Here is a 21118-nt window from a genome sequence, read left to right as displayed (position 1 = left end):
CCGGCCGCCCAATCCTTTTACTACTGGCTAGCTCCTGCTGCCGCGGCGGCGCTTAGCTGCCGCTACGCCTGCACCGCCCACTGCGATCAGGCCGGCGCCGAGGGCCAGGAAGCCCCCGGCAAACTCGGCGCCCGTGGACGGCAGACGCTTCTTGCCCGGCCGATCCGGCGTCGGGCGCGGTGCCGGCTGCGTTGAGGTGTAGGTGTTGACGACCCGCAGCTCGGAGGCACCAGCCGCGGTAATCCCCACCGGTTCGGGGAGGTCTGTGCTGACTTCCAGCCCGCTGGTTACGCCCGTGGCCGTCTCCGTCACGGCACATTCAGAACCCTGGGCAAGCCCGCCGTAGGTGTTCATGACGTCGCCGGTGGCACCGGCCTGTATCGTCACGGTCTCATCCAGCACCGTCTCCTCCCCCAGGGTGCAGACCACGTTCAGCACCACTTCGCCCTGATGCCCGGCAGCTGCACCGGCGATCTGCTTGGTGACAACCAGCGTGCCCGGATTGAAGGTGTAGGTGTTGGTCACCGTCGCCTCGCTCGCGGTGGCCGCGGCGATGGTTACCGGTTCCGGAAGGACCGTGGTGACCGCGACGGCGTCCGTCGCACCGCTGCCCGGTTCGGTGACCGCGCACTCGGCACCCGCAGCCAGGTCTTCGAACACCTGGGTTTCAGTCCCGGTGGTTCCCGCGGGGATCGTGACCGTCTCATCCAGCACGCTCACGCCGTCCAGCGTGCAGATGATGCCCAGGACGATGTCATCCTGCGCCCCCGCTGCCTCACCGTCGATCACCTTGCTGACGCTGAGCGAACCCGGATTCAAGGTGTAGGTGTTCGTGACCGTGGCTTCCACCCCGGCGCCGGCCGCGATAGTGACCGGATCCGGCAGCACGGTGGCTACCCCAACGGTTTCGGTGGAGCCGTCCTGAGTCTCGGTCACGGTGCATTCGGTGCCGACCGTCAGGTCCTCGTACTGGGTCGATTCAGTGCCGGTGGATCCCTCCGCGATGGTGAATGTTTCGTCGAGGACCGTTTCGCCGTCCAGGATGCAGACGGTTCGCAGCACGATTTCACCCTGGTTCCCGGCCTCTTCGCCGTCGATGACCTTGCTCACGGAGATTGATCCGGGAGCGAAGGTATAGGTGTTCGTGACGGTGGCTTCGACTTCACCTCCGGCAGGAACGGTGAACGGATCCGGAAGATCCGTCTCCACCAGGATTGCGGGGGTGCTGCCGTCTTCAAGTTCCGTGACCAAGCAGGATGCCCCCGCCGGCACATTCAGGAAGCGGCCGAAGACCGGGGAAGCTGCCTGCGGCGGGCCCTGGAAGGTCTCTTCCAGGACGGTCGCCCCGTTCAGCGTGCAGGTGACCTCAACCAGGACGCCTTCCTGACTGCCGGCGGCCGGACCCTCGAAATTCTTGTAGACCGTGATAATGCCGGGTTTCTGCGTGTAGGTGTTGGTGACCGCGGCAGTTGCGGTGCCTCCTGCCGGGATGGTCGCGGTGTCCGGCAGATCAACGACGACGGCGATCTCGTCAGTCTCGCCGGTGGCGGACTCCGTCACTGCGCACGCGCTGCCCGCCGGGATGTCCGTGAACGTCTGCGCTTGCGGTGCGGTAGTCCCCGCCGGAATCGTGACCGAGGTGCTGAAGGTGGTGACGTCGTCGAGGCGGCAGAGGATGTCTATCTGCACTTCACCCTGCTGACCTGCCGCTGCTCCGGCGATGGTCTTGGAGACAGTCAGTGAGCCCGGGTTCACCGAGTAGGTATTGGTGACCGTAACTTCCACGCCGTCCTCCGCCGGGATGGTGACAGTACCCGTGGTCGGTTCAAACACCGTCTCGACGCCAATCTCGGTGCTGGATCCGTTGGCCGTTTCGGTGACGGTGCAGCTCGTGCCGGCGAGCAGGCCCGGGTATTCCACCGGATCGGTTTCGGTGGCTCCCGCTGGGATGGTGATCGTCTCGTTGAGGGTAGAAGCCCCGGTGCAGACGACGTTCAGTGTCACGGGACCCTGCTGGCCGGCGGCAGCGCCGTCGATCAGCTTGCGGACTGCCAGGACACCGGTCCTGAACGTGTAGGTGTTGGTGACAGCGGCTTGCACACTGCCCGCAGCGGGAACGGTGTATGTCCCCGTTCCCGTGGTCTCCACCGCGATGCTGGTGGTTTCTCCGCTGCTGGTTTCCGTGACGACGCAGCTGGTGCCAGCCGGCAGGTTTCCGTACTCGGTGGGGGTGACTTCCGTGGCGTTGGCCGGGATGGTGATGGTGTCATTGACCACCTGGGCTTCGCCTGAGGTGCAGACCACCGTGATGACTACCTCGCCCTGGGCACCGGCAGCCTCGCCGGCGATGGTCTTGCCCACGGAGAGCGTCCCGGGCACGAAGGTGTAGGTGTCCGTGACGGTGGCCGTCGCGGTGGTCCCCGCCGTGATGGGCACGGGGTCCGGCAGAACGGTGCTCACCGCTACGGTCGCCGTGGCGCCGTTGGTGGGCTCGGTGATAGTGCAGGTGGATCCCACCGGAATCTCGTTGAAGGTCTGGCTGACGGATCCTGTGGTGCCTGCATCGATGGTGAACGTGAACTGGTAGCCCTCGCCGCAGTTGATGCTGATGGCTACGGCTTCCTGGCTGCCGGCTGCCTCGCCGTCGATCGTCTTGGTCACTGCAAGGGAACCGACTTCAAAGAACTCCGCCTGCGCCGTCGCATTGGAAGTCAGTGTCCGGGTGGCGGCAAGGATCAGCTTCTGGGCGGTTGCGGTTCCCGGGGTGGCGCCGTCGTACAGGTACACGTTTCCAGTCGGAACCGGAACCGCGGCCTGGGCCAGGATGGTGGCCGGTCCTGTGTCCCCGGCATCACTTCTCACCCATACCTGGGTCCCGGATCCAACCGGATTGGTGATGGGCACAGTGCCGGCTGCGTCGGCATAGAGGGTGAAGCCGTCGGACACGCTGAGAGTGATCTCGGCCCCCTCCTGCGCCTGCACGGTATAGGGACCCGCCACACCATTGACCGAGGCCTCTGCCGTGGCAGGGGTGACGGAGATATCCGGCGCCGGAGGTTCGGTCTGGGGGCCGGCGGCGATGGTCGCGTTCACGATTCCGGCGACGGCGGGGTAGAGGGGATCCCTGACGCTGACCACGTAGCCGTCGGTGAAGAACCAGATGGCTGCCTGCACTGCCGCCGCACGCTGGTTGTTGTTGAGGCCCGCGGGCAGGTTGGAGGACGGATAGTAGGTATTTAGTATCCGTTCCACGTATCCGATGTTGGGAACGTTGGCTTCTGACCAGGTGCCGTTGACGTAGCCGATGCCCACACGGGTGGAGGTGCGCAGGTCGATGCAGTACATCTGGGCGGTGGTGGTGCCCTGGGCGTCCTGGGTCTCGATGATTCCCGCGAAGTCCACGTTCTCTGTTTCGTAGCCCGCGGGCCGCGTTGTGGGATAGGAAGTGATGGGCCAGGTGGCTCCTACGGGCGGGATCGCCCCGTTGACGGCCTGCCCAAATCCCAGGGACGTGATGACGATGTCCGTCTCGTCGGAGGTGCCCACAGGGTCGTTCCGGACCGGCTCGTCAATGCGTGCCTGGACCGGTCCGGCGAACGGGAGCAGAAGCAGCAGCGCCATGACAAAGACGGCAAGGCCTCTGATCCTCCGGCGCAGCCTTCGATTCGTGGTTTCACGGTGGGCAGAAGACTGCTGAGTGTTCATGGTTCCCCTCGGGTGCGAGTCGTCAGGCGGAGCCGGTCCCGGTCCGAAACGGGGTTGCTGGAGCCGGCTCTGGCCGCCGAGACTAACCTCCGGTCCGGGCGGTCACCAGAGGGGCAGTCGATCTCCGCCCGTTAGGCCCGGATAATTCTCCGTTCACGCGCCACCGCGATGGCCGCGGTGCGGTTGTCCACGCCGAGCTTCTCGTAAATGTGGACCAGATGGGTCTTCACGGTGGCCTCGCTGATGAACAGCCGGCGGGACATGGCCCGGTTGGACATCCCGGTGGCCAGGAGCTCAACCAGCTCGATTTCACGCGCGCTCAGGGAAGGCTCCGGATTGCGCACGCGGCCCATCAGCCTGGCGGCGACTTCCGGAGCGAGCGCGGTCTGTCCGGCCGCAGCCGACCGGACGGCGTCCCGGATCGCCTCCGGCGGGGCATCCTTGAGCATGTAGCCGCTGGCGCCGGCCTCGACGGCCGCCAGGATGTCCGCGTCGGTGTCGTAGGTGGTCAGCACCAGCACAGGCAGGTCCGGGTACTGTTCCTTGATGCGACGGGTGGCTGTCACGCCATCCATGCCCGGAGCCATCTGAAGGTCCATGAGCACCAGGTCAATCCTCTCGCCCACGGCTGCCTCGCGTCCAAGGATCTTCAGCGCTTCATCCCCGTCCGCTGCCTCTTCGCCGACGGAAACCTCCTCGAAGCCGGAAAGCATCGCCCGCAGCCCGGCCCGCACCACCGGGTGGTCATCCACCAAGAGCACACGCAGTTCAGCCACGGCCCTGCCCTCCCGCGTCGGGAACCTGTCCCGGAACGGATGCGGGCAGATCCGCCGCGGCCGGGGCCTGCCGCGCGTCAGGCAGGGGAAGGCGGATGCCCACGGCGGTTCCTTCTCCCGGCACTGACTCAAGGTCCATCCTGCCTCCCAGCGCTTCAACGCGGTCTGCAATGGAAATAAGTCCGTAGCCGCTGCCGTCGTGGCGCGGCCCCGAACGGGCACGCTCGACGGCCGGGTCAAACCCTCGGCCGTCGTCGAAAATGTCCAGCGTCACGTCCCTGCCGACGAAGGCCAGCGTCACCACGGCCCGGGAAGCGGAGGCGTGCTGCAGGACGTTCGCGAGCGTAGCCTGCACTGCCCGCAGCACGGCAACTTCATAGGGCGCCGGCAACGCTGCCGGGATGCCCTCCAACCGGAAACTGCAGGCCAGCTCCTGGCCCTGGGCGGCAGCCCGTTCCTGGACAGACCGGCAGGCACGCTCCAACCGGTCCACGAGTGACCCGCCGCCGTTCTCGGATCCACGCAGGTTCCGAACAAACTGCCGGGCCTCGGCCAGGTTCTCCGCCGCGGTTTCCTCGACCGTTCCCAGCCGCTCCCGCACGGTTTCGAGGTTCCGGGCATCGAGGGAAGCGCGGGCCGACCTGCTCATTAATACGATGCTGGCCAGTCCCTGGGCCAGGGTGTCGTGGATTTCGCGGGCCAGCCGCCCGCGCTCTTCCAGCACCCCCTGTTCCCGCTGGCTGCGTGCCAGTTCTGCGCGGGTGCGGTGCAGTTCATCCAGGGCTTCTCGCTGGTTGGTCACCTCGGCGTACAGCGCCTGGTAGGCGAGCGCCATGATCACGGCGAACCCGGCCCCGATCAGCGGGCCTAACAGCATCGCGGCGTGGAACTCCCCGGCGTGCGCCCACTGCGCCGCTACAACGGCGGCGGTAGTTGCCGTGACGCCGAGGAGCGCCGGCCGCAGGGGCAGCAGATGCAGCTGGAGGAAGAACAGCGGAAAGGCCAGCCAGGAAAAGTCCGGGCTCAGCACCAGCAGCACAGCCCAGAGACCTGTGACTGCACCCAGCCAGGCCAGGCCGTGCCGCTCCGGGTCAAAGCGCAGGGCACGGCGTCCCCGGCCGCCGTCGGACGCTCGTTTTTCGGCCACCGTACCGATCACATAGACCGCCGCCAGCACCGCGGACAGCAGCAGCGCCAAGAAGGACACCCAGGACAGCGGGCCCATAAGCAGCATCCGGCCAACGGCGACGGCGAGCAGGAGCGCAAAACCGACGTGCAGGGCCAGGCGCAGCACACGCAGGACCCGCTCGCCGGCCCGTGGCCGGTCCAACTCAGCGGACATACCGCCAGCCTAGCCACGGCCGCACCGTGCCGCATCAACCGAATGGTTGACCGTCCGCTGCACCTTTTGATGCGCACGGACCGTACGGTCCACCGATGCCGGGTTTCCTTCCCGGCGGAAGAGTGGAAGCAAGGGAAATCCCGGACAGTCCGGGCCCTGCAGACTACAAGACCGAAGGAACCCCACATGTACCTGGCCCTGCGAGAAATGCGCTTCGCGAAAGGCCGTTTCGCCCTGATGGGAACGGTCGTTGCCCTCATCAGTTTTTTGCTCGTGATGCTCTCCGGCCTCACGGCCGGCCTTGCCGACCAGTCCACTTCCAGCATCAAGTCCCTGCGAGCGGACGAAGTCGTCTTCGGGGCGCCCCCCGGTACCGAACCCAAGGCGTCGTTTACCGAATCCTCGGTCAGCCCGGAACAGCAGCAGGCGTGGCAGGACGCGCCGGGAATTAGCAGCGCCGAGCCGCTGGGCATCTCCCAGGGCAGGATCCAGGCCGGCGGCACGGCATCCGCGGCGATCTTCGGCGTAAACCCCGGCAGCAGCATTGCCCCTGACGGGGTGGCACCGGGAAAGGCAGTGGTCAGCCAGCAATTCGCCGATGACCTTGGACTGCAGCCCGGCTCGGAAGCGTCCGTCAACGGCCAGCAGCTGATTGTCGCGGCTGTCGTTGAAGACCAGTGGTACAGCCACACTCCGGTCGCCTGGATATCGCTTCCCGACTGGAAGACCGCCGCCCACACCGAACCGGACGTCGCAGGCACTGTACTGGCCGTGGACTACGACGGCGGCCAGCGGGACAGTGGTGCGCTGGACGCCGCCAACACCGAAGCCGGAACCACCAGCATGGAACGTTCCGCCAGCCTCTCCGCGCTCCCGGCCTATTCATCCGAGAACGGGTCCCTGCTGATGATGCAGGCGTTCCTGTACGGCATTTCAGCCCTGGTGATCGTAGCCTTCCTGACGGTGTGGACGCTCCAGCGCACCCGGGACATCGCAGTGCTGCGGGCACTCGGCGGAACCCGTTCCTACGTACTGCGCGATTCCCTCGCCCAGGCCGCAGTCATCCTGGCCGCAGGAACTGTTGCCGGCGGGCTGCTCGGTGCTGCCGCCGGTGCCGTAGCCGCCAAGGCCGCACCCTTCGCTGCCACAGCCGCCACGACGGTGCTCCCGGTTGCCGGTGTCTTCGTTCTGGGCCTCGCGGGCGCAGCGCTCGCCGTCCGCCGCGTCACGAAGGTGGACCCCCTCCTGGCCCTGGGCGGGAACTGAATCGCCACCGTGCAGACCACACCAGCTAGAGAACGGAACATCCCATGAACAGCACCACCACTGCCCTGATCCTGGAGAACGTCACCCTGGAGTATCCTGACGGGCAGAACAACACCGTCCGGGCCCTGGATCACGTGGGCCTGTCCGCCGTCCGCGGAACCGTCACGGGGCTGGCGGGGCCCTCAGGCTCCGGCAAGTCCAGCCTGCTCGCCGTCGCGGCAACCTTGATCCCACCGACCTCCGGAACAGTCCTGGTCAACGGGGCCGACGTCGGCGGGCTGGATGACGCTGAGCGTGCCCGTCTTCGGCGGGAGGAGATCGGCATCGTCTTCCAGCAGCCCAACCTGCTGCCGGCACTCACCGCCGTGGAGCAGCTCGTGGCCGTTGCCCATCTGCGCGGGGAACGCACCGGTCCGGCCGCGGAGCGCGCCGGAGAACTGCTCAACCTCGTCGGGCTGGGCGGACAGGTGAACCAGCGGCCCCACCAGCTCTCCGGCGGCCAGCGGCAGCGCGTGAACATTGCCCGGGCGCTGATGGGGAATCCGTCACTGCTCCTGGTGGATGAGCCCACCGCCGCACTGGACCATGACCGGTCCGCCTCCATCATGAAACTGCTCAGGGACGTCACGGAGGAGTTCAATGTCGCCACCATCCTGGTGACGCACGACGTCGAGTTCCTCCCGCTTGCGGACGTCGTGGTGAGGATGCGGGACGGCGTCCTCACTCTGCCGGCTGCGGTGGACCAGCCCTAGCGCGGCGCTGCTATCCCACGGAACGGGAAACATGCCGCAGCCAGCGTGCCACGGTCTCGAGTTCCTCCGCGCTGAAGCCGTCGGTGATCAGGGCGTTGAGGTCGGTGATCGCTTCGCGGATGTCAGCCATCGCGTCTTCCCCGGCTGGAGCGAGCTCCACCCGGATGGTCCGCCGGTCCGCGGGGTCAGGACTGCGGGTGATCAGCCCGGACTGTTCCATCCTCGACAGCAGCCCGGAAGTACCTGCCGCCGAGCCGTGCAGCGCTGAGGCAACCTCGCCCGTGGTGGTCCCTGGCGCGGCCGCGACGTGGAACAGCACTCCGGCAGCCGGTGCGCTGATGCCGTGCGGGCGCCCGCGCCGGCTGATCCACCTCGCCAGCCGCCGTTGGGCTTCCAGGGTGAGGAAGACCAGCCGAGGAGGCTTACCGCCGTTCATGACCCGCTTATTCCCGCACGCGCGGCGAGCCAGGCAGCGGCGTCGGGCCACAGCACCGCGCCGGGACCGCGGCGGAAATATCCCATATGCCCTATTGCCGGCACACCGGCGTCCTCCGGCGCGTAGGTTCGGGTCTGAACCTGCGCGTTGACCAGCTGGCGGGCAATCACGCCGATCTGTTCCGGCGTAGCCCAGGGATCGTCGTCGAGCCCAACGCACAGCACCCTGGTCCGCACCCGCGCTGTCCGCTCCCGGGCATGCATGGTGGGGTCATCAAAGAAGTACCCGGGCGTGCGGGACCATTTGCTCCATTCCAGCATGGCAGCAGCAGGCATGTCCTCGCCGAGGCCCATCCTGCGTCCGGGAACATAGCCCAGGACGCGTGCCGCTCCGGGCCCCAGGACGCGCAGGATGAGTTCCACCCGGGCGCGCTCGGCACGGTCGGGTATGGAGCGGGTGACACCGGCGTGCGAGGCCACCGTCATAAAACCCTGCAGGCCTTCCCCGCCATTGTTCAGCGCGAGCGCATGCCCGCCCAGGCTGTGTCCCACCGCGACGTGCGGCAGCTCCGGGTAGCGTTCGCGCAGCCAGGCTGCGGCGGCCGGAACGTCCACGTCCATCCAGTCACGCATCCGCAGCCGGCGGTTCTCCCGGGCGCTGCCGGATGCGCCGGTGCCGCGGTAGTCGTAGGAGAGCACGGCGAACCCACGGGTTGCCAGATACTCCGCGAAGCCGCTGTACAGCCGTTGCGGAACCGCAGTGGCCGGATGGATTGCGACGGCGGCAAGCGGCTCATCCTCCAGGGGAAGACGCAGCGTACCGAAGATGGTTCCCGCGGTCCGCACACCGATGCTGACCTGCCGCGCCTCAGTTCGGGGCGCCTCAATATTTCGCATGCGAATTACCCTAGGTCCGCACGGCCTTCAACACCAGAGGTTTTAGATTGAGGTTCACTGAGCCGGCCCAAATTGGAGCATTCGAGGGGCACGGACCCACGTCAGAGTATTAGCGAACAGTAACGTTGCGTAATTCGCTCCAAGTTAGGTTAGGCTAACCCTGCTGCGGAATTGAGTCCGCATACTTCACCGTCAAGCGCCGCACGTTTATTGCCGCGGCGGCGAGCACCCTAGGAGTACCTCTTGCGCTTTCCCCTGCCCAAAAAGGCCCTGGCACTCTCAGCCACGGCTGTTCTGGCCCTCACCCTCGGCGCCTGCAGCAGCGAGGCTGCCGACGCCGATCCGGCCGCAAGCAGCTCGCCCTCAACCGAGTGGCCGCGCACCATCACGCACGAAGCCGGCGAAACGGTCATTGACGCCATGCCGGAAACGATCGTCTCCACCTCGCTGTCCGTCACCGGCACCCTGCTGGCAATCGACGCCCCCGTCACGGCTACGTCCGTGAGCACGGCCCGCAGCGGCACCGCCGACGAAAACGGCTTCTTCTCGCAGTGGGCCGACGTCGCCGTAGAACGCGGAGTCGAACCCCTCTACACCATCGGAGAACTGGATCTCGAAGCCGTCATCGCCGAGGACCCGGACCTGATTGTCGTCTCCACCTCCGGAGCTGACTCCGTGCTGGATCAGTACGACGCACTGAGCGATATTGCCCCAACCATCGTGGTCAACTACGGCGACCAGACGTGGCAGGACCTTGCCGTGGAGCTGGGCGAGGCCACCGGTCTGGAGGACAAGGCCGCCTCCGTGGTGGAGGAGTTCGACAGTTCCCTCGCCGAGGCGGCCAGGAAACTGGACGTCGCAGAAGGCACGACGGCGTCGATTGTCAGCTACAACGCCGGCGACGTTTCCCCGGTGGGCAAGGGCACCGGCCCGCACTCCCAGCTGCTCACCGCCCTGGGCTTCACCGTCGCGGAACCGGACGAGCAGTACGACACCTCCACGCAGAAGCGCGAAGACTTCGCCTTCACGTCCTACGAAGGCCTTTCTGCATCGGTGACAGGTGACTACACCTTCCTGATCAGCTCCACCGAGAAGACCGTCGAAGCGTTCACTGCCGACCCGACCCTCGCCAACCTGCCATCGGTCCAGGCCGGCAAGGTCTATTCCATGGGCCCGGAGTCCTTCCGTCTCGACTACTTCAGCGCCAGCGACATCGTGGAGTGGTTCACGGCCTCCTTCCCGGCGAAGTAACAACACCCCGGCTGGCACGTTCAGTGTTCAAAACACCGCGCAGGCAGCACCGGCAGGCAATCACCTGGGCCCTCGGCCTGGCCCTGCTGGTGCTGCTGGCGTTTGCCAGTTTCGCCTCGGGGTCACGCACCATCGCCCTGGCCGATACCTGGGCAGCCCTGACCGCCTTCGATCCTTCCCGGGATTCGCACCTGCTGGTCCGTGAACTGCGGCTGCCGCGCACCTTCCTGGCCATCACCGTTGGTGCCGCCCTTGGCCTGGCGGGAGCGCTGATGCAGGCGCTCACCCGCAATCCCCTGGCCGAGCCCGGGCTGCTCGGTGTGAACGCGGGCGCCGCATTCGCCGTGGCCATAGGCCTGGGCTTCCTTAACATGCGTTCCCCCTACCAGTACATGTGGCTGGGCTTTGCCGGAGCGGCAGCCACCTCCGTGCTGGTGTACCTGCTGGGCCGGGCCCATGACGCCGGCACCAACCCGGTTCGGCTGGTCCTGGCCGGCGCCGGGCTCTCCGTCATGCTCGGCGCCGGAACCAAGATCATCCTTATCGGCGGACCCGACGAGACGATCACCGCCTATGCCGCCTGGGCCTCCGGGTCCCTCCAAGGCCGCGGTTACGACGTGCTCCCCTGGGTCTTCGGGGCCTGCCTGATCGCCGTACTGGCAGCGCTGCCGCTCTCCCAAAGCCTGGATTCGCTGGCCCTCGGCGCTGACCTCGGCAGGACCCTGGGCGTGCGGACCCGCAGCATCTGGGTCCTCGGTGCCGTCGCCATCCTCGTGCTGGCAGGCGCTGCCACTGCTGCTGCCGGCCCTATCGCCTTCCTCGGACTGGCGGCACCCCATGTGGCGCGGCTCGTCACCGGCCCCAGCCACCGGCGGCTGCTCCCGCTGTCCATGCTCTTCGGGGCGCTGCTGCTGCTGTTCGCCGACGTAGCCGGACGCCTGGTGGCCGCTCCGGCGGAAATCGGCGCCGGTGTCATGAGCGCGCTGGTAGGTGCACCCTTCTTTATTGCCCTGGCCCGGCGGCGAAAGCTGGCAAAACTGTGACCATCTCCAAAAGCTCTCCCCCGCGCACCCGCACCCTGTCCCTCGGCCCGGTCCTCTTGCGCTGCCGGCGCCGGACGCTCATGACCGGCGTGGTCCTGGCTGCCGCCGCCGTCGTGCTTGGCCTTGCCGGCATGCAGACCGGCACCATCGCGCTGGCCTTTGGCGACGTCCTGGGTGCGGTTTTCGGCCAGGGCGAGAACCGCAGCGTCAAGGTTGTCCAGAAGATCAGGCTGCCGCGCACGCTCACGGCCCTGGGGGTCGGCGCCTGCCTGGGCGCCGCCGGGGCCACGTTCCAGTCGATTTCCCGCAACGCTCTGGGGTCGCCGGACATCATCGGGTTCACCACCGGCGCCGCGACCGGGGCCGTGGCCCAAATCGTGCTGTTCGACGCCGGTCCGGGGGCCACTGCGCTGGCAGCGGTTGCCGGCGGACTGCTCGCGGCCGGAATCGTCTACCTGCTCTCGCTCAACGGCGGAATTACCGGCGGATACCGGCTGGTCTTGGTCGGCATCGGTGTCGGTGCCATGCTGACGGCCGTTAACACCATCCTGCTGGCCAAGGGCGACTCGGATCTCGCGGCCCAGGCGCACCTGTGGCTTTCCGGTTCCCTGGCCGCACGCACGTGGGGGCACGCCGTGCCGGTCCTGGCCGCCGTCGTGATCCTGCTGCCCGTACTGCTGGCGCTGTCCCGGAACCTGAACCAGATGGAAATGGGCGACGACGCCGCCCGCGCACTGGGAATCCGCACCGAACGCACGCGGATCCTGGCGATGGCCGCGGCAGTGGGACTGACGGCGGTGGCTACCGCGGCTGCGGGTCCGATTGTCTTCGTGGCCCTCGCCGCACCGCAGCTTGCCTCGCGGCTGACCCGTTCACCCGGCGTCCACCTCGGCACCGGTGCGCTGATGGGCGCGGTGCTGGTTGCCGGGTCGGACCTTCTCTCGCAGCGGCTGCCCATCCAGGCAGCCGTGCCGATCGGGCTGATGACCGGACTGGTGGGCGGCGTGTATTTGCTCTGGCTCCTGACCCGAAGCAAGCAGGTCTAACCCATGAACACCAAGGAGAACCCCATGGAAGACGTCCTCTCCGGGCGCGGCCTGACCATCGGCTATGACGGCCGAACCGTCTCCGAACACCTGGATGTGAGGATTCCGCCAGGATCCTTCACTGCCATCATTGGCCCGAACGCCTGCGGCAAGTCAACGCTCCTGCGCGCGCTCTCGCGCCTGCTGAAACCTCAGGCCGGGCACGTTTTCCTGCAGGGAAAGGACATCGAGTCCTATCCAACCCGGGACGTGGCCCGGCGGCTTGCGCTCCTGCCGCAAAGTTCCACCGCTCCGGACGGCATCACTGTGGCGGACCTGGTGGCGAGGGGACGCTTCCCGCACCAGTCCCTGCTGCGCCAGTGGTCGGCCGCGGACCAGGAAGCCGTGAGCGCGGCGCTGGAAGCCACGGGCGTGCAGGACCTCGCTGACCGGACGGTGGGCGAGCTTTCGGGCGGGCAGCGCCAACGGGTGTGGCTGGCCCTGGTGCTGGCACAGGACACTCCCGTGCTGCTGCTGGATGAACCCACGACGTTCCTGGACATTTCCCACCAGCTTGAAGTCCTTCGCCTGTGCCGCACCCTGCACCGGACCGGCAATTACACACTGGTGACAGTGCTGCATGAACTGGGACTGGCGTTCCGCTTCGCGGACCATGTGATCGCCATGAAAGACGGGCGGATCGTAGCCCAGGGCCCTCCGGCGGAGATCGCGACGCCGGAACTTATGAAGGAGATTTACGGGATTGACGCCCTTGTCATCCCGGATCCGGCTACGGGAGGACCGTTGGTGGTGCCCCTGGAACCCGGACATTCCGGACCTGAAACACCCCGAAGCGGACCGGATGTTCCGCTGTCGCTGACCGAAGGAGCTCCCGCATGAGCGGCCACCTGCTCACCGTTACACACATCGAAGACCTCACCCCGCGCATGCGGCGGGTCCACTTCGACGGGCCCGGAATTGCCGGCTACGTCAACGCCGGCCCCCATGTTCCCAACGTCAAGCTCTACTTCCCGGCCCCTGGCCGGCCGCTTGACCTGCCGGATCGGGGCGAGCATGGCTGGGACTGGAAGCCGGGGCAGCGTGAACGGGTGCGCACCTACACCGTCAGCCGCCTGGCAGAGGATGCCTCCACTATGGCCGTGGACTTCGTCCGGCACCGCGGAACGTCCGTTGCCGCGTCCTGGGCCGAATCCGCCGCCCGCGGTGACCAGATAGCGGCCCTCGCCGGAGGCGGCGCGGTAGTAGGCGAAGCGGAGTGGGTCCTGCTGGCCGGTGATGAAACCGCCCTTCCTGCCATCGCCGGGACGCTGGAACGCTTCGGTCCGCAGCAGCGCGGACTGGCAGTCATTGAGGTGGCGGGCCCGGAGGAAGAGCAGGTCCTTCCTGCACCGGACGGGGTCCAGGTGCGCTGGCTGCACCGGAACGGGGCCGCTCCGGGGACCACCACGCTGCTGGCCGATGCGCTGGCTGCGGTGGCACTGCCCGCCGCCGAGCTGTCAGCCGGGCAGGTGGCGGTGTGGGTGTCAGCGGAATCCGCCGTCGTACGATTCGCCCGCCGCCATTTGAAGGAGGCGGGGTTCCCGCGCCGGAAGCAGCTGATCATCGGCTACTGGAACCGCGGAATCGACGAAGTGGCCTACGGACGTGCCACGGACCACGACCGGGTGGACGGGGAGCTGGATACGGTTCTCCCCGGCCAGGAAGAGCGGCGCCATGCCCACGCCCATGCCCACTGAGCCTCCGGCGACCGCGCCGGCGTTCCCTCCCCCGCGCGAGCCTGTCCCGCAGCCGCCCGTTCCCATCCGTGTCCTGGCCGGACATTTCCGTGCCCATTGGGACACCCTGTCCGCGCCGGAACGCCAGCAGCTGCTGGCAGATCGGGACGCCTGGGAAACGCCGCTCATCGAAGACGACCCCGAGGCAGACCCGGGTTACCGTGCCGTCACGTTCCTGTACCGGAACCCGGCCGCGTCCGCCGTAGTCCTCTCCGCCAATGCGATGGTGCACCCGGACACTCTCGGGGCCTGTGAGTTCGAAGCCCTGCCGGACGGTCTCTGGGCACTGAGCTGGCGGATGCCGGCTTCCTGGGAAGCCAGCTACCGGATCACCGCACACAGCGGACCCGGCACCCCGCCCTGGCGCGCTGCCACGGACCGCCGCAGCGTCCGCCTTGCCGCGGATGCAGGAGGGCCGGATCCCCGGAACGAAGCGCAGTCCACGGGCATGTCGGGGGCGGCGACGTCGGTGGTCCGGCTGCCTGCCGTGCCGCCTTCCCCCTGGCTTGCCGCTCCGGTTCCATCCGCCCCGCGCGGCACCAGCATCATGGGTGAGCCGTCCGCCCTGCGCAGACTTGGCCGGGAGGATACCGGGGCGGGCAGCAGGGCACCGGCACCGCCGCGGGTCCTGGGCAACTTTGTCCGGGGGCTTGAACTGCGCCGGGTCCGTGACCGTCGTGCCGGCCGGCTGCGGAATGTGTGGCTCTACCGGCCGCAGGCAGCCAATTCCGGTTCAACCCCGCTCCTGGTACTGCACGACGGGCAGGTGTGGGCCAAGTACCAAAACCTGGCGGGCACCCTGGACGCCGCGATTGCTGCCGGCATCATCCCGCCGCTGCACGTGGCCATGGTGGACTCCGTGGACGTGCCGACCCGCAGCCTGGAGCTCTCCGGTCCGACGGGCACCGTTGATTTCACCGCCTGTGACCTCATCCCGGAGCTGCGGCGCTCCCTGCCCCTCTCACCGGATCCGCTGCGAACGATCATTTCCGGAGCCAGCTACGGAGGGCTCGCTGCCCTCTGGCAGGTGGCTCGATACCCCCATACGGCAGCTGCTGCCTTGGCGCAGTCGCCCTCGCTGTGGCGGTACAGCCTGGAGCAGCCGCTGCTGACGGCCCCGGGCCGGCTCCTGGTCAGGCTGCAGGCAGGGATCTACGAGCCCAGCATCCATGAACCGGCACAAGCGCTCAGCCGTGCCCTGGTGAACGGCGGGGTTGATGCGGGTTTCCAGTCCATCACCGGAGGACACGACTGGGCCTGGTGGCATCCCCGCCTGATTCACGGCCTGGCGGGGATCCTGACAGGCTGAGCGGCGGGAGCCGGCTGCGTTATTCCCCGGCTTCCGGGTACTCCTCGCCGGTGTCCCGGGGGTAGTCGTCCTCGCCGTCGGGGGCCGTGCCGTCGCGTTCCTGGTCCAGCCGGTCTGCCTCTGAACCTCCGGGCAGGAGTGGATCCCCGTGTGGGCGGACCGGATCGCCGGCGTTTTCGTCCTCTTCCAGTTCCGGCGCGGCGGGGAGCTGTTGCTCCAGGGTGTCTTCTTCGTTGCCGGAAGGAATTGCGGGTTCTTCAAAGGGTGTGGCCATTGCGGATTCTCCTTTGCAGCACGTGCACGATCCTGCCCTGCATCGGCCGGGCCGGAAGGTGCGGTAATTGCCGGGGTTTCCACCCTATGCCATAAGACTGCTGCCGAACTGAGTATCGACCAGTTCGAATAAGTAGACTGACTAGTATTCCGTTGGGCTAGAATTGTGCGCATGCCTGAAACCGCGAACCCGACAGGCGCGGGCTACTGGTACAACCAGTCAGCTGAGACCGCCGGCGGTGTAGACGTCCTGAACGCGCTCCGCGCCTACCGCGCAGCCGAAGCTGCCATGCGCCGCAGAACCCGCGACTCGATGCGGATGAACGAGACGGACCTGCTGGCCATCCGCTACGTCATGCAGGCCCGCCAGGCCGGCAAATCCATTGGCCCCAAGGATCTGTCCCGCGTCCTGAGCATCTCCACCGCCTCCACGACCGCCTTGATAGACCGGCTGCAGAAGGGCGGTTACCTGACCCGGCGGCCGCACCCCACGGACCGGCGCGCCCTGGAGATCATCCCCACCGAGAATGCTGACCATGAGGTACGGGAAACCCTCGGAAAAATGCACCGCAAGATGCTGGACACCGCCGAATCACTGACTCCTGAGGAGGCCGTGATTATCACGCGCTTCCTGCAGGAAATGACCCGGGTCCTGGAGAGCGACGGGTAGGATAGGTCTCCAAACTTTACATCCTAGGAACCTTACATTATAAATAGTCAAGCTAGCTAGTTGCTAGCCTACCTATCGAAGGGTGCAGTTCATGACGGTCGTAGATTCACAGCAGGTCCCCGCCAACCCCGCCCCGGACGACGAGCCCCTCTCCTCCCTGGCCATGGCCGCCTCCAACCTGGAAGCACAGCAGTGGGCAGTTGACCGTGCCGAGCAGGTCCTCACCGAGCTGGTGCAGAGCGCCGTCAGCGAAGGACTGGAGACAGGCAGCATCGCAGCCGTGGCCGGCATGACCACGGAAGAAATCGAGAAGATCTCCGCCGAAGGCACCGCCTCCTAGTCACAGCAGCCCCCGCCACGCTTCTCGCCGCAACCGCAGCAGCGTGTCATATAAGTACTCTTAGCCCGAGTCCCCCCACCTCGCGCTAACGTGTTCCATGACACATCCGCAGCTGCAAGGGAGAAGCGTGGCGGTTTTCAGCAGGACCCGAAGGACGCCCCCTGTCAGGGCGGGACTGGCACTCACCGGCGTCCTCCTGATTGGCGTAAATCTCCGCGTAGCCTTCGTCTCCGTGGGCCCGCTGCTCGCAGACATCGGCCGCGAATTCGACTTCAGCAGCGCCCAGTCCGGCCTCCTCACGGGACTGCCCCTCATCGCGTTCGCACTGTTCTCGCCGCTGGCTCCCGCCGTTGCCATAAGGATCGGCCTGGACCGGGCGTTGTGGCTCTCGCTGGCTTTGCTTGCGGCCGGCACCGTCTTCCGATCCACACCAGTTCCCACAGCACTCTGGACGGGAACCGTCCTGATCGGCATCGCGATTGCGTTCCTCAACGTGCTGCTGCCCTCGCTGATCAAACGCGATTTCCCGGGCAGGATCAGCCAGCTCACAGGCCTCTACATTGCCGCCCAGAGCCTGGTCACGGCCCTGGGCGCCGCCGTCGTCGTCCCGGTTTCCCTGGTCCCCGGTTCAGGCTGGCGCCTGGCGCTGGGCATTTGGGCCGGGCTGGCGCTGATCGCCATGGCGATCCTGCTCCCGGGCCTGAAACGCGGGAAGGCCGACGGCGATGCAGCCGGTTCGGCAGTAGAGGAGCCGTCCGCGCCGGTCCGGTTCCGCTCCCCCTGGCGGACTCTGCTTGGCTGGCAGGTAACCCTGTTCATGGGCCTGCAGTCCGTTGGATTCTTCGTCGTGACAACCTGGCTGCCCAGCATTGAACGTGACCAGGGAATTTCCGAGACCACGTCCGGACTGCACGTCTCCGCTTTCCTGGTGGTGGGCACAGCGTCATCCCTGCTGACCGGCGCCGTCCTGGGCCGGTTTGCCGACCAGCGCCTGCTGGGCATGGCGGGCAGCCTGCTGGCCATGGCCGGCTTCCTCGGACTGCTGGCTGCTCCCGAGCTGTCCCTGGTGTGGGTGGTTGTCAGCGCCTCGGGCTGCGGCAGCATGATCGTCACGGCCCTGTCCCTGTTTAGCCTGCGGACCACCAACCACGTCCAGGCGGCAGCCCTGTCCGGCATGGCCCAGTCAGTCGGCTATGCAATCGGAGCCGCGGGACCTGTGCTCTTCGGCTTCCTGTACGACCTCAGCGGCGGCTGGACGGTCCCGCTGGCCGCGAGCGCCGGGATTATGGGGCTGAGCTGCGCCATGGCCTTCCTCGCCGGCCGCGACCGCGTGCTGCCGGAACTGCCCCGGCAGCGGCCCGCGGCACAGCCTGGCAGCTAATTCCGCTCGTAGCGCCAGTCGCTGCCCCGCATCACCAGGCGGTGCCGGTCACCGGGCTGCCCCGTCCCCTCCCCCGGATACTCTTCGTCGCCGTGCCAGGCAATAACGGCGTCGGGTTCGTAGCCGTCCAGCAGGCGGCTGATGAAGGTCTCCGGCACGGCACCGGCAGCATGCTCCAGTGCGGCAGCAGCATCCTGGAACCGCTGCAGCAGCGTCAGCGTGACAAAGGTCGGAGCAACCAGGAGCATTTTGCCCGTGCGGTGCAGCTGCAGGGCATCACCCGGCCTCAGCCAGGCATAGTCGATTAGCTCGCCGGGGTTCAGCCTGATCTCCCCCGCCGGCGCCGGTGCCAGGAAGAACCAGGTGCCCAGCCGCTTCGGCGCCTGCAGCGGGGGAACCCAGCAGGAGAGTTCAACAAGTGACTCCGGTGCGAGCTCCAGTCCGGTTTCCTCAACAGTCTCCCGCACCCCGGCGATCCTCGCTGCGGGCAGGTCCTTTTCAGGGTTCCGCGGCTCAGCCTCCAGGTCCGGCGGCACCGACCCGGCGGCGTCGTAGTCTTCCGGATCCACCCGTCCGCCGGGGAAAACCCAGGCACCGGCAAACGTCCCCGTGTGCCGCGGCCGCTCCAGCAGCAGGACCTCAATCCCATGCTCGCCGTCGCGCAGCAGGACCACCGTTGCGGCTGTGCCAACCAGTGTCATCATTCCCCTGTCATTTCCCTGTCCAAGGACTTGTTTCCTCCATGGATCGTAACGAACGCACGCTCCGGCTCAGCACCGTTGCCCGCCGGCACCGGGTGCCCTTTCAATGAACCCAGGAGGAACAGCCATGGACTCATCCGCAGGCAGGGCGAAGTACGACGTCAAAAAGGCAGAGCGGGAAATCTACTCCCCCGGGCGCAGCTTCACGCTGGTGGAGGTTCCGCCGCAGCGTTTCCTGGCCGTTGACGGCCATGGGAACCCGAACACCTCCCCGGATTACGCCGCCGCCGTGCAGGCGCTCTACTCAGTGGCCTATGCCCTGAAGTTCGCTGCGAAGCGCAGTTTGGGGCGGGACTCGGTGGTGGCGCCGCTGGAAGGGCTGTGGCGGGCGGAGAACCCGCAGGTTTTCGCGGAGGGGAACAAAGACTCCTGGGACTGGACCATGCTGATCAGCCAGCCGGAGTGGATCAGCCCGGAAATGGCCGGGGAAACTGCTGCGGAGGTACGGACCAAGAAGGGCCTGGAGGCAGCCGCTCGCATCCGCTGGCTGGAACTTCGCGAGGGCCTGTCGGTGCAGGTGCTCCATATTGGTTCCTACGACGACGAAGCTCCACTGCTGGCCCGGCTGCACCATGAGTTCATGCCGGAGAACCACCTGGATTTCAACGGGGACCACCACGAGATCTATCTCAGCGACCCCCGCCGCACTGCCCCGGAGAGGCTGAAGACCGTGCTGCGCCAACCCGTTCGGAGAAAATAAAACAATCTGCCTCTTGCATTAGTGTGCGTCACACACCATAGTGTGAGGCATGGACGAAGAACTGCTGGGTGGACATCTCCAGGAACTGCGCCGCGGAACTGTGGTGCTGGCCTGCCTCTCCATCCTGAAACAGCCCGGCTACGGCTACGGGCTGCTGGAAGCGCTGGAACAGGCAGGTTTCGGCGTGGAAGCCAACACTCTCTACCCGCTGCTGCGCCGCCTTGAAAAGCAGGGACTGCTCACCAGCTCGTGGGATACCGAAGAGGCACGCCCGCGGAAGTTCTACACCACGTCCGAGGAAGGCCGGGAACTGCTCCGGGCCCTGCTTCAGGACTGGGAGAACCTGCACAACTCCATCCGCCAGCTCAACGAAGGACAGTCATCATGAGTACCCTCACTGACCGTTACGTCTTTGCGGCCCTGCGCTCCATCCCGGAAGGCCAGCGCGGCGACATCGAGCGGGAACTGCGCGGTTCAATCACCGACGACGTCGAGGCGCGGGTGGAAGGCGGGCAGTCACCGGCCGAGGCCGAAACCGCCGTCCTCACCGAACTTGGGGACCCCGCCCGGCTTGCCGCGCAGTACACCGGCCGTGAGCTCTACCTGATCGGCCCGGACCTTTTCCTGGACTGGTGGCGCCTGCTGAAGACGCTCGCCATCATCATCACGCCGCTCTCCTTTGTCGGGTCGATAGTGGTGCGGATGGCCCTCGAGCCCGGCGAGCCAGCCGGAGCCTTCGGCGCCGCGATCGGCACGGCCATCAGCGTACTGGTGCACCTCGGTTTCTGGGTCACCCTGGTTTTCGCGATCATCCAGTTCAACGGCACCCGGCGGAAGGATCTGGGCCTGCAGCCGTGGTCCCCCGCCGCGCTGCCGCAGGTACCGCGAAAGTCCCAGGTCACCCTCGGCGACACCATCGCCTCGGTGGTGCTGGTTGCCTTCTTCATCGGCGTGCTGCTCTGGCAGCGGATCGGGTCGCTGCTGTACCTCAACGGCGAACCCGTGGTGGTGCTGCAGGAAGACCTGTGGAGTTTCTGGCTCCCGTACGTGATCGTTTTGCTGGTCCTCGAGGCGGGTTTCGCCGTCGTGCTTTATCTGGCCGGACGCTGGACCTATGCCTTTGCCGCAGTGAACACCGTGCTTGCGCTGGCCTTTATGGTGCCGGTGCTGTGGCTGCTGTCCACGGACCAGGTCTTTGACTGGAGCTTCCTCGCGAACGTCGACTGGGGTGCGGACGCATCCACCTGGATCGGTGGAATTACCGCCGCAGTGGTCCTGTTCATCGGACTGTGGGACATCGGGGACGGTTTCCTCAAGGCCTTCAGGGCCGGACGTCCGGCGCAGGCACCGGCAACCGTGCGCTAGGCACCGGATAAACCACGACGGCGCCGCCCGG

Annotated in this window: 21 protein-coding genes; 14 read left to right on the top strand and 7 right to left on the bottom strand. The window is 66.9% G+C overall.

Features of this window, described 5'->3' with window-relative positions:
- Positions 1 to 27: 27 nt before the first annotated feature.
- The 3 genes from ABFX29_RS05945 to ABFX29_RS05935 all read right to left on the bottom strand — a co-directional run bounded on the left by ABFX29_RS05945 (position 28) and on the right by ABFX29_RS05935 (position 5823).
- A complete protein-coding gene (locus ABFX29_RS05945; RefSeq protein ID WP_152225707.1) occupies positions 28 to 3705 on the bottom strand; it encodes a thioester domain-containing protein in 3678 nt (1225 codons plus the stop codon).
- A 131-nt stretch (positions 3706 to 3836) separates the two neighbouring features.
- Positions 3837 to 4481 carry a response regulator gene (locus ABFX29_RS05940; RefSeq protein ID WP_152225705.1) on the bottom strand — a complete coding sequence of 215 codons (645 nt, stop codon included), beginning with the start codon at positions 4479 to 4481 and terminating at the stop codon, positions 3837 to 3839.
- Positions 4474 to 5823, bottom strand: a complete 1350-nt coding sequence (locus ABFX29_RS05935) for a sensor histidine kinase (RefSeq protein ID WP_152225703.1) — start codon at positions 5821 to 5823, stop codon at positions 4474 to 4476. Before ABFX29_RS05935 ends, ABFX29_RS05940 begins: the two co-directional genes overlap by 8 nt.
- 186 nt (positions 5824 to 6009) lie before the next feature.
- On the opposite strand from ABFX29_RS05935, the gene ABFX29_RS05930 reads away from it, so the two are divergent.
- Positions 6010 to 7089: an ABC transporter permease gene (locus tag ABFX29_RS05930; protein ID WP_152225701.1), complete on the top strand. Its 1080-nt coding sequence runs from the start codon at positions 6010 to 6012 to the stop codon at positions 7087 to 7089.
- A gap of 44 nt (positions 7090 to 7133) precedes the next feature.
- Positions 7134 to 7841 carry an ABC transporter ATP-binding protein gene (locus ABFX29_RS05925; RefSeq protein WP_152225699.1) on the top strand — a complete coding sequence of 236 codons (708 nt, stop codon included), beginning with the start codon at positions 7134 to 7136 and terminating at the stop codon, positions 7839 to 7841.
- 10 nt (positions 7842 to 7851) lie between these two features.
- On the opposite strand, the gene ABFX29_RS05920 is transcribed toward ABFX29_RS05925, so the two are convergent.
- Both ABFX29_RS05920 and ABFX29_RS05915 read right to left on the bottom strand, forming a co-directional pair.
- Complete coding sequence (locus ABFX29_RS05920) at positions 7852 to 8277, bottom strand: MarR family winged helix-turn-helix transcriptional regulator (RefSeq protein ID WP_152225697.1); 426 nt, start codon at positions 8275 to 8277, stop codon at positions 7852 to 7854.
- The gene (locus ABFX29_RS05915) at positions 8274 to 9173 is read right to left on the bottom strand and encodes an alpha/beta hydrolase family protein (RefSeq protein WP_152225695.1); all 900 of its coding nucleotides are present in this window, start codon (positions 9171 to 9173) and stop codon (positions 8274 to 8276) included. The genes ABFX29_RS05920 and ABFX29_RS05915 overlap by 4 nt, the downstream gene beginning before the upstream one ends.
- Positions 9174 to 9416: 243 nt before the next feature.
- On the opposite strand from ABFX29_RS05915, the gene fepB reads away from it, so the two are divergent.
- The 6 genes from fepB to ABFX29_RS05885 are packed head-to-tail and all read left to right on the top strand — an operon-like array spanning position 9417 to position 15597.
- A complete protein-coding gene (fepB, locus tag ABFX29_RS05910; protein WP_152225693.1) occupies positions 9417 to 10424 on the top strand; it encodes a Fe2+-enterobactin ABC transporter substrate-binding protein in 1008 nt (335 codons plus the stop codon).
- Positions 10425 to 10447: 23 nt separating this feature from the next.
- Positions 10448 to 11467 (top strand): FecCD family ABC transporter permease, encoded by a 1020-nt coding sequence (locus ABFX29_RS05905; protein WP_211372329.1) that lies wholly within the window; start codon positions 10448 to 10450, stop codon positions 11465 to 11467.
- Positions 11464 to 12513: a FecCD family ABC transporter permease gene (locus tag ABFX29_RS05900; RefSeq protein ID WP_246167234.1), complete on the top strand. Its 1050-nt coding sequence runs from the start codon at positions 11464 to 11466 to the stop codon at positions 12511 to 12513. Before ABFX29_RS05905 ends, ABFX29_RS05900 begins: the two co-directional genes overlap by 4 nt.
- Positions 12514 to 12516: 3 nt before the next feature.
- Positions 12517 to 13392 (top strand): ABC transporter ATP-binding protein, encoded by an 876-nt coding sequence (locus tag ABFX29_RS05895; RefSeq protein ID WP_152225691.1) that lies wholly within the window; start codon positions 12517 to 12519, stop codon positions 13390 to 13392.
- The gene (locus ABFX29_RS05890) at positions 13389 to 14249 is read left to right on the top strand and encodes a siderophore-interacting protein (protein WP_082413210.1); all 861 of its coding nucleotides are present in this window, start codon (positions 13389 to 13391) and stop codon (positions 14247 to 14249) included. Before ABFX29_RS05895 ends, ABFX29_RS05890 begins: the two co-directional genes overlap by 4 nt.
- Positions 14227 to 15597: an alpha/beta hydrolase-fold protein gene (locus ABFX29_RS05885; protein WP_152225689.1), complete on the top strand. Its 1371-nt coding sequence runs from the start codon at positions 14227 to 14229 to the stop codon at positions 15595 to 15597. Before ABFX29_RS05890 ends, ABFX29_RS05885 begins: the two co-directional genes overlap by 23 nt.
- 19 nt (positions 15598 to 15616) lie before the next feature.
- Here ABFX29_RS05885 and ABFX29_RS05880 read toward each other — a convergent pair whose 3' ends face one another.
- Positions 15617 to 15871, bottom strand: a complete 255-nt coding sequence (locus tag ABFX29_RS05880; RefSeq protein ID WP_055238964.1) for a hypothetical protein — start codon at positions 15869 to 15871, stop codon at positions 15617 to 15619.
- A gap of 171 nt (positions 15872 to 16042) precedes the next feature.
- On the opposite strand from ABFX29_RS05880, the gene ABFX29_RS05875 reads away from it, so the two are divergent.
- The 3 genes from ABFX29_RS05875 to ABFX29_RS05865 all read left to right on the top strand — a co-directional run bounded on the left by ABFX29_RS05875 (position 16043) and on the right by ABFX29_RS05865 (position 18261).
- Positions 16043 to 16540 carry a MarR family winged helix-turn-helix transcriptional regulator gene (locus ABFX29_RS05875; RefSeq protein WP_055238965.1) on the top strand — a complete coding sequence of 166 codons (498 nt, stop codon included), beginning with the start codon at positions 16043 to 16045 and terminating at the stop codon, positions 16538 to 16540.
- 91 nt (positions 16541 to 16631) lie between these two features.
- Complete coding sequence (locus ABFX29_RS05870; RefSeq protein ID WP_055238966.1) at positions 16632 to 16880, top strand: hypothetical protein; 249 nt, start codon at positions 16632 to 16634, stop codon at positions 16878 to 16880.
- A 127-nt stretch (positions 16881 to 17007) separates the two neighbouring features.
- Positions 17008 to 18261 carry an MFS transporter gene (locus tag ABFX29_RS05865; protein ID WP_246167232.1) on the top strand — a complete coding sequence of 418 codons (1254 nt, stop codon included), beginning with the start codon at positions 17008 to 17010 and terminating at the stop codon, positions 18259 to 18261.
- Here the strand turns inward: ABFX29_RS05865 and ABFX29_RS05860 are convergent.
- Positions 18258 to 18965, bottom strand: a complete 708-nt coding sequence (locus ABFX29_RS05860) for an NUDIX hydrolase (RefSeq protein WP_152225685.1) — start codon at positions 18963 to 18965, stop codon at positions 18258 to 18260. The two genes, ABFX29_RS05865 and ABFX29_RS05860, sit on opposite strands and share 4 nt — an antisense overlap.
- Before the next feature lie 124 nt (positions 18966 to 19089).
- On the opposite strand from ABFX29_RS05860, the gene ABFX29_RS05855 reads away from it, so the two are divergent.
- Genes ABFX29_RS05855 through ABFX29_RS05845 form a run of 3 tightly spaced genes read left to right on the top strand, consistent with a single transcriptional unit; the run spans position 19090 to position 21087 of the window.
- Positions 19090 to 19722, top strand: a complete 633-nt coding sequence (locus ABFX29_RS05855; RefSeq protein ID WP_152225683.1) for a GyrI-like domain-containing protein — start codon at positions 19090 to 19092, stop codon at positions 19720 to 19722.
- A gap of 49 nt (positions 19723 to 19771) precedes the next feature.
- Positions 19772 to 20110 carry a PadR family transcriptional regulator gene (locus tag ABFX29_RS05850; protein WP_055238968.1) on the top strand — a complete coding sequence of 113 codons (339 nt, stop codon included), beginning with the start codon at positions 19772 to 19774 and terminating at the stop codon, positions 20108 to 20110.
- Positions 20107 to 21087, top strand: coding sequence for a permease prefix domain 1-containing protein (locus ABFX29_RS05845; protein WP_152225681.1), 981 nt, complete (start codon positions 20107 to 20109; stop codon positions 21085 to 21087). The genes ABFX29_RS05850 and ABFX29_RS05845 overlap by 4 nt, the downstream gene beginning before the upstream one ends.
- The last annotated feature ends 31 nt before the right edge of the window (positions 21088 to 21118 follow it).

The organism is Arthrobacter gandavensis (assembly GCF_039528575.1).
Classification (GTDB): domain Bacteria; phylum Actinomycetota; class Actinomycetes; order Actinomycetales; family Micrococcaceae; genus Arthrobacter_B; species Arthrobacter_B citreus_B.
Note: the sequence above shows the minus strand (reverse complement) of the source record. Positions and strands in the feature narration are given on the sequence as shown.

What these genes read in the sequence shown, in the direction of transcription:
- ABFX29_RS05870 (WP_055238966.1), top strand. Translation starts at nt 16,632, where the DNA reads ATGACGGTCGTAGATTCACAGCAGGTCCCCGCCAACCCCGCCCCGGAC.
- ABFX29_RS05935 (WP_152225703.1), bottom strand. Translation starts at nt 5,823, where the DNA reads ATGTCCGCTGAGTTGGACCGGCCACGGGCCGGCGAGCGGGTCCTGCGT.
- ABFX29_RS05930 (WP_152225701.1), top strand. Translation starts at nt 6,010, where the DNA reads ATGTACCTGGCCCTGCGAGAAATGCGCTTCGCGAAAGGCCGTTTCGCC.
- ABFX29_RS05885 (WP_152225689.1), top strand. Translation starts at nt 14,227, where the DNA reads ATGCCCACGCCCATGCCCACTGAGCCTCCGGCGACCGCGCCGGCGTTC.
- ABFX29_RS05895 (WP_152225691.1), top strand. Translation starts at nt 12,517, where the DNA reads ATGAACACCAAGGAGAACCCCATGGAAGACGTCCTCTCCGGGCGCGGC.
- ABFX29_RS05875 (WP_055238965.1), top strand. Translation starts at nt 16,043, where the DNA reads ATGCCTGAAACCGCGAACCCGACAGGCGCGGGCTACTGGTACAACCAG.
- ABFX29_RS05860 (WP_152225685.1), bottom strand. Translation starts at nt 18,965, where the DNA reads ATGATGACACTGGTTGGCACAGCCGCAACGGTGGTCCTGCTGCGCGAC.
- ABFX29_RS05920 (WP_152225697.1), bottom strand. Translation starts at nt 8,277, where the DNA reads ATGAACGGCGGTAAGCCTCCTCGGCTGGTCTTCCTCACCCTGGAAGCC.
- ABFX29_RS05880 (WP_055238964.1), bottom strand. Translation starts at nt 15,871, where the DNA reads ATGGCCACACCCTTTGAAGAACCCGCAATTCCTTCCGGCAACGAAGAA.
- ABFX29_RS05845 (WP_152225681.1), top strand. Translation starts at nt 20,107, where the DNA reads ATGAGTACCCTCACTGACCGTTACGTCTTTGCGGCCCTGCGCTCCATC.
- ABFX29_RS05925 (WP_152225699.1), top strand. Translation starts at nt 7,134, where the DNA reads ATGAACAGCACCACCACTGCCCTGATCCTGGAGAACGTCACCCTGGAG.
- ABFX29_RS05890 (WP_082413210.1), top strand. Translation starts at nt 13,389, where the DNA reads ATGAGCGGCCACCTGCTCACCGTTACACACATCGAAGACCTCACCCCG.
- ABFX29_RS05855 (WP_152225683.1), top strand. Translation starts at nt 19,090, where the DNA reads ATGGACTCATCCGCAGGCAGGGCGAAGTACGACGTCAAAAAGGCAGAG.
- ABFX29_RS05945 (WP_152225707.1), bottom strand. Translation starts at nt 3,705, where the DNA reads ATGAACACTCAGCAGTCTTCTGCCCACCGTGAAACCACGAATCGAAGG.
- ABFX29_RS05850 (WP_055238968.1), top strand. Translation starts at nt 19,772, where the DNA reads ATGGACGAAGAACTGCTGGGTGGACATCTCCAGGAACTGCGCCGCGGA.
- ABFX29_RS05915 (WP_152225695.1), bottom strand. Translation starts at nt 9,173, where the DNA reads ATGCGAAATATTGAGGCGCCCCGAACTGAGGCGCGGCAGGTCAGCATC.